Here is a 6,897-nt window from a genome sequence, read left to right on the forward strand (position 1 = left end):
CCTTGTAGAGCAGGGGAGAGGCTTTAATATGCATGAATTTATAAAGATCTAAAAGCGCATATTTATGCCAATAAAAAAGCAGCTCGTTGAGCTGCTTTTGATGGGGAGGATTACACTTTAAAGCGACTGATGTTTTCACGCATCGTATTGGTGGTATCGTACATCTGACGTGAACCTTCACTGCTCTTAAGTGATTGCTCGGCAATCATATCGGCATCGTCTTTAATGCCTTGCGTGTTACGGCTGATGTCTTCGCTTACCGCGCGTTGCTCTTCTGCTGCGCTTGCGATTTGCATTGCCATGTCGTTGATCTCAGTGATCGAGTTAGTAATGCTGGTTAAGCTGTCGTGTGCTTGCTGAGCATAATCCACGCTAGTATCTGCCAAACTGGTACTGGTTTGCATGCTATTTACTGCCAGTTTGGTGTTGTTTTGCAACGTTTCGATCATGGTGCGGATTTCTTCCGTCGAACCATGGGTGCGTTGGCTAAGTACGCGTACTTCATCGGCAACCACGGCAAAGCCGCGACCTTGCTCACCAGCACGAGCCGCTTCAATGGCAGCATTAAGTGCCAACAAGTTAGTTTGTTCGGCAATACCTTGGATCGTCGATAGGATTTGGTTGATGCTTTGCGTGTTTGCTTCTAGCTCCGAAATTACGCTGGCGGCATCGCTAACTTGCTCTGCAAGCTCTACGATCGCTTCACGATTCTTCTGGATGACGTTTTGTCCTTCCATACAAGCAGACGCTGAGTTTTGTGAAGCGCTTGCCGTCAGCTCTGCATGACTTGCTACCTCAGCAGCGGTTGCTGACATCTCATGAATGGCGGTTGCAATTTGGTTAACGTCATTTTGTTGATGCTCAACGCGACCCGCAGCCATCGCAGATAGCTCATTTGCTTGATTCGCTTGTTCTGAAAGCTGTTCACTGTTCTCGACAATGCTTTTTAACATGGTCTGCATTTGTGCAAGGAACTGGTTCACGTGGGTTGCGAGTTCGCCAATTTCATCCATGCGCTCGATCTTGATGCGTTGCGTAAGATCGCCTTCGCCCTGTGATAGCTCTGAAAGCGCATCAGACAGCGTTTGGAGAGGTTGTAGCAAGCGAGTGATGATGTAAGTACTGACTGCCGCAATAATCAGGTACAGCACGATAGAAGCAATAGCCGTAAATGTCACTTGCTCAGAGACAGACGCAAATGCCATTTGTTTGTCTTGCACAATACCTAAAGACCAATCGGTGTTCGGCACTTTAGCTACGTAAATCAGCTTATCGCCTTGGCTGGGCCATTGAATCGTGTCTAGCCTTGCTTCGCCTGCAAGTGTCATCATCGTACTATGAGTTAAGGCTGGATTGAGTTCTGTCAGCGGTTTTTGGCTAAGCTTTTCATCTTTGTAAGCTACCAAGTTATTGTTGCCATCAACTAGGAATGCGAAACCGTCATTATCAAGCTGAATATTAAGGACTTCTTTGATGATGTCAGTTACCGCTAAGTCAGCGGCAAGCACACCTTTCTTACCTTGATTGAATGCCTTAGCAAAGCTAACAACAATGCTGCCATCGAAATCTTGGTATGGCTCTGTGATGATCAAACCAGATTTCGCCATCGCATCTTGGTACCAAGGGCGAGTGCGAGGATCGTAGTCAGAAGGCCAAGATTCAGATTTATCACCGTAGGCAATTGAGCCATCAGAGAAGCCAGCATAAACCGATAGAAACTTACCGGCTCGCTTTGTCAGTAGCATCTCGCGATCGGCATCGTCACTGCCAGCGATGATGTTTTCATTCGCGAGCATCATATCGCTACGAATCGCAAGCCAGTCACTGATGTAGCGGTTGGTCGATTGAGAGATGTTTTGAATTTCTCGATTAAGGGTAGAAGTGGTTTCTTCGCGTAGTTGATTGACGGAAACCCAAGCCTGAACGCCACTAACAATGGCGATAATGACTGCAATCGCAATCTGTATTTTTAATTTGATGGTATTTCTCATTGTCTTACCTTCATAAAACAGACAAAAAGATCAACGTCACGAGTTGTGACTCCAAAGGGTATGAGACGATTCAAGCACTGAAAGTTACATGAAAGGCTGTACAAAATTTATCGACCTATATTCGATAAACTTGAGTCGAATAGTGTGATTTTTATTCAACTTATTGATTAGCTAAGTGAATCAAATTTGAGATAAAAACAGAGGGAGTGATGCAAAACTAGATAGGTATATGGGTGATAAAGCTCTGCGGCAACCTTTTGTTACCGCAGAGCGATGGACTAAAACAGAATAATTACCGCACCATAGACAATGAACAGACCGACCAAGCCGATAATCAAACCGACCTTCGCCATGTCTTTACTTTCAATTAATCCCGTTGAGTACGCAAGGGAGTTTGGTGGTGTTGATACTGGTAAGATCATACCTAGTGAAGCCGAGAAAGCGACGACAACCAGCAATCCTTGTAAGCCACCGATAGCAACCAGACTTGGCATAGAAGCACCAATCGCCGCTGCAATCGGCATCAACAAGTTCGCTGTGGCGGTATTCGACATAAAGTTTGCCATTAGCCAGCACACGATCGATAGGGCAACAACGACAGCGAATGGTGATAGGGACTCATAATCAATTGCGTGTGCGAGTGCTTCAGCCAAGCCAGTTTTATCTAACGCAATACCAATAGCGATACCACCGGCTACCAGCCATAGCACATCCCAGTTGATAAGCTTGAGCTCTTCTTTGCCCATGATGCCCGTTAAGGTAAACACCGCGAGTGGAATGATAGCGACTACATAGGTATTCATGCCATGCATTTTAGTTGTCATCCATAGCAGGATGGTCATAGCGAAGGTCACGTAGACCACTATGGCACGCCAGCTTTTCTTAAATTTACCATCCAAGCGCAGTTTCATTTCCGGTTCACTAGAAGGGAAGAGCTTTTGCAATAAGAACCAAGCTAGCGTCAGTTGCACTAAGACAAAAGGCAAGCCCATCATCATCCAAGATAGGAAATCGATGCTGTTTTCTCCGGTTAAATATTGCAAGGCAATCGCGTTAGGCGGGGTACCGATTGGTGTCGCGATACCACCTGTATTAGCCGCAATTGGAATACAGAGAACTAGCGCTTTTATCCCCAAATCGCCTTTTGGTGCAGATGCCACGATAGGACCCAATAACGCGAGCATCATAACGGTAGTCGCAGTGTTTGACATAAACATCGAGAACACGGCAGTGATCAGCATTAAACCCAACATAATGAACTTAGGTTGAGTACCGAACGGTTTAAGAAGAACACGGGCGAGGTTGTTATCAAGTTCGTATTTAGAAGCGGCAATCGCGAGCGCAAAGCCACCCATGAAAAGGATGATAATAGGAGAAGAGAACGCAGAAAATATATCCGTATAAGCAATCAAATCTCCCAAATCATGCCCCGGAGGAGGGGTACGAAAGAGATGTAAGCCTTTGTCCGATATCATAATCAATTCAAGAGCAATGATAAGAATGGACGTAGCAAATACGGGGACGGGTTCTAAAACCCAAAGTAGTGCAGCAAGAAGGAAAATAGCCAATAGACGATGTTGAATTAAAGTGAGATCGTCAATTGGAATGGCATCGATCGGCATCATTAAGACACCGAGTGGAATCAAAAAACACATCAGTAATTTGACCAGTGTGTCCGCACTCATCTTTGGCATTGGCAGCCCCTTTTATCATCATCCCTCAACGCAGAATAATTGATTGCGCTTTTAGGTACTTAGAGGCAAGTACGAGTTTGAAAAAGAGAGGCGAAATTTCGAACAGAGTTTTGCTTTTCGTCAATAAAAAAGCCCCCGTAAACGGAGGCTTCAAAGTCAGTTTGAGTAGGAGTCTTACTGCTGATGAGCGTAAGGTGTACCCATTACGGTTGGCTTACCATTTTCCATGCTTTCATCGAATGCGATAGCATCTTTTGCAAAAAGGTTGATAACGGTTGAGCCAAGCTTGAAGCGCCCCATTTCTTCGCCTTTCTTCAAGATAACCGCTTTATCGCCTTCAGCAGGGTAGTCCCATTTGTAAACCGAGTTACCGCGTGGTGGCGTGATAGTGCCTGCCCATACTTGCTCGATGCTACCTACGATAGTTGCACCAACCAGTACTTGTGCCATTGGACCAAACTCAGTATCGAAGATACACACTACACGCTCGTTACGTGCAAATAGGTTTGGCACGTTCTCTGCGGTTAGTGGGTTAACTGAAAATAGGTCACCAGGTACGTAAATCATCTGACGCAGCGTACCGTCACATGGCATGTGTACGCGGTGGTAGTCACGAGGCGATAGGTACAAAGTAGCAAAAGAGCCGTCTTGGAACTCTTCAGCCAGTTGTGCGTCACCACCTAGTAGCTCTTGTGCTGAGAAGTTATGACCTTTAGCTTGGATAAGCTGACCATCTTCAATCGGACCAAATTGGCTTACGCACGCGTCCGCAGGGTGAGTGATCACCTTTTCACCTTCCGTAATTGGACGAGCGCCTTCTTTTAGCTCACGTACAAAGAATTCATTGAAGGTTTTGAAGTGCTTAGGATCGGAGTACTTCGCCTCATCCATGTTCACATTGTATTGTTTGATAAACCAGCGAATGATTGCTGTTGTTAGACCGCCAGCCTCAGCTGAAGCCAGTTTACCCACTAGGCGCGTTAGTCCGTGTTGTGGGATCCAGTACTGCAGTCCAACTTTAATCTTGTCCATCTTTAATTCCGATACTTCTGTTAGATTCTCGCTTTAGGGCGCGTGATGTTACTGAAATTTCATCTGCTTGTCAGTATTAGGTGATGATTTCTTACACAGTTGCAGCGTTATCTCGGCTACAGATCAGCTTTCTTGCTGCGTGAATACTGACGGTTGGCTTTGTTTTCTACCATGCTTTCTAGGATGCGATGATAGTTCTCAAAACGGACTTCACTCACTTCGCCTTTTTCCACGGCCTCTCGCAAGATACAGCCAGGATCGTCATTGTGCTTACAGTCGCGGAACTTACAACCGCCAAGATAAGGACGGAATTCAACAAATGCTTTGGTCACTTCCTCTGCTTCTAAGTGCCACAGACCGAATTCACGTACTCCTGGAGAGTCAATCAAATCGCCACCAGTAGGGATGTGATACAAGCGAGCTGCTGTGGTTGTATGCTGACCCAAACCTGAGTTCTCTGAGATCTCGCCTTCTTCCACTTCCTGCTCAAGTTCAGGCATCAGTGCGTTTACTAGGCTCGATTTACCTACGCCGGATTGACCAACGAAGATATTGATACGATCACGCAATTGCTCTTCAAGTTCGGCAATGCCTTCACCTGATTGCTTGCTCACAAACAGTACTTTGTAGCCAATGCGTTTGTATTCTTCTAGCCACTCTTCGTACATCGCTCGATCTTCATCAGCAAGTAGGTCTATTTTGTTGAGTACTAGTAGCGGTGCGATGTTCAGGGTTTCTGACGCCACCAAGTAGCGGTCAATGATATTGAGCGAAAGCTCAGGCAAAACCGAAGACACGATCACCATTTGGTCGATGTTAGCGGCGACAGGTTTCAAGCCATCGTAGTAGTCAGGGCGAGTTAGCATTGATGTGCGAGGTTCTACAGCTTCAACCACGCCAGATATACCTGCCATTGACTCAAGCCCTTCACGCCAAAGCACGCGATCGCCTGATACCAGTGATTCGATACCACGACGAAGGTTACAACGCTGCACCTCACCGGTTTCTAGATCTTCGATGTCAGCGTGCTGACCGAAACGAGTGATAACGAGACCCTGTTTACTTGCGCCTAGCATGTTCTCATCCCACTGGATAGACTCTTCTTGCTTCTTTAGGCGTTTTTGTTGGTTGCTGCGTACGCGGCGCACCTGACCTTTGGTTAACTTTTTCTTTTTTGCCACAATCTTGTACTTAATGTGAGTTAACTCAACTGATTGAGCACGCTTTCGGCTCAAACTCATGAGTATCGTGTTTCAAGTATTTTCAGGTATAGTACCTCTTTTATCGATAAACAAATAGGCGGCGTAACCATGTCCTTTAGCGATCAAAACCTGATTTGGGTGGATTTAGAGATGACAGGTCTCGATCCTGAAACGCACAAAATCATCGAAATTGCTTCTATCGTCACGGATAGTGAGTTAAATATTTTAGCTGAAGGTCCAGTTTTAGCCGTTCATCAGCCAGAAGAAGAGTTGGCGAAGATGGATGACTGGTGTACCAATACGCACACTGCAAGTGGTTTGGTTGATCGCGTTCGCAACAGTGACGTCTCTGAACAAGATGCCGTTGCGCAGACCATCGAGTTCCTTGAGAAATGGGTACCAAAAGGCGTTTCTCCAATTTGTGGTAACAGTATTGGTCAGGACCGTCGATTCTTGTACAAGCATATGCCTGAGTTGGAAGAATACTTCCACTACCGTTATTTGGACGTGAGTACGTTAAAAGAACTGACTCGCCGTTGGAAACCAGAAGTGTTAGACGGTTTTTCGAAGCAGGGCACGCATCTGGCATTGGATGATATCCGTGAGTCGATTGCTGAGCTAAAGTACTACCGCGAAACGATCTTTAAGATCTAACTGTTAAGGCTGCGATCCAAATTGTTGTAATTAATGAGCGTTTTGCTTGCTTTTTCATCTGTCAGTAAAAAAATAAAGTTTTTTTGAACGAAGGACTTGCATCACAAAAAAATGCTCTTATAATTCGCAGCCCTGAACAGCGGAAACGTTGTTGATGCGACACTAGCTCAGTTGGTAGAGCGCAACCTTGCCAAGGTTGAGGTCACGAGTTCGAACCTCGTGTGTCGCTCCACTTTTCTTAAGTGGAAAGAAAGGCTTTCATCATGCCTTAAATGGTGAACTATGGACGCGGGATGGAGCAGCTTGGTAGCTCGTCGGGCTCAT

At 45.8% G+C, this 6,897-nt stretch carries 5 protein-coding genes and 1 tRNA gene; 2 read left to right on the plus strand and 4 right to left on the minus strand.

The window, feature by feature from the left end; genetic code table 11:
- Window positions 1-110: 110 nt before the first annotated feature.
- The 4 genes from AACR11_RS08550 to rsgA form a co-directional block, all read right to left on the minus strand.
- A complete protein-coding gene (locus AACR11_RS08550) occupies window positions 111-1,991 on the minus strand; it encodes a methyl-accepting chemotaxis protein (protein WP_079324663.1) in 1,881 nt (626 codons plus the stop codon).
- A 278-nt stretch (window positions 1,992-2,269) separates the two neighbouring features.
- A complete protein-coding gene (locus tag AACR11_RS08555) occupies window positions 2,270-3,685 on the minus strand; it encodes an SLC13 family permease (protein WP_029789510.1) in 1,416 nt (471 codons plus the stop codon).
- Window positions 3,686-3,859: 174 nt separating this feature from the next.
- Window positions 3,860-4,717 (minus strand): archaetidylserine decarboxylase, encoded by an 858-nt coding sequence (gene asd, locus AACR11_RS08560; RefSeq protein ID WP_029789509.1) that lies wholly within the window; start codon window positions 4,715-4,717, stop codon window positions 3,860-3,862.
- 116 nt (window positions 4,718-4,833) lie between these two features.
- Window positions 4,834-5,898, minus strand: coding sequence for a small ribosomal subunit biogenesis GTPase RsgA (rsgA, locus tag AACR11_RS08565; RefSeq protein WP_005448333.1), 1,065 nt, complete (start codon window positions 5,896-5,898; stop codon window positions 4,834-4,836).
- 129 nt (window positions 5,899-6,027) lie between these two features.
- On the opposite strand from rsgA, the gene orn reads away from it, so the two are divergent.
- The gene (orn, locus tag AACR11_RS08570; protein ID WP_005448335.1) at window positions 6,028-6,573 is read left to right on the plus strand and encodes an oligoribonuclease; all 546 of its coding nucleotides are present in this window, start codon (window positions 6,028-6,030) and stop codon (window positions 6,571-6,573) included.
- A 156-nt stretch (window positions 6,574-6,729) separates the two neighbouring features.
- Window positions 6,730-6,805 (plus strand) — tRNA-Gly (locus tag AACR11_RS08575).
- Window positions 6,806-6,897 lie beyond the last annotated feature (92 nt).

The sequence above is a fragment of the Vibrio sp. L85 genome (assembly GCF_963871815.1).
GTDB lineage: Bacteria > Pseudomonadota > Gammaproteobacteria > Enterobacterales > Vibrionaceae > Vibrio > Vibrio harveyi.

Bases quoted from the DNA above. Each gene is read 5' to 3' on its own strand.
- AACR11_RS08550 (WP_079324663.1), bottom strand. From the start codon at position 1,991: ATGAGAAATACCATCAAATTAAAAATACAGATTGCGATTGCAGTCATT.
- AACR11_RS08555 (WP_029789510.1), bottom strand. From the start codon at position 3,685: ATGCCAAAGATGAGTGCGGACACACTGGTCAAATTACTGATGTGTTTT.
- asd (WP_029789509.1), bottom strand. From the start codon at position 4,717: ATGGACAAGATTAAAGTTGGACTGCAGTACTGGATCCCACAACACGGA.
- orn (WP_005448335.1), top strand. From the start codon at position 6,028: ATGTCCTTTAGCGATCAAAACCTGATTTGGGTGGATTTAGAGATGACA.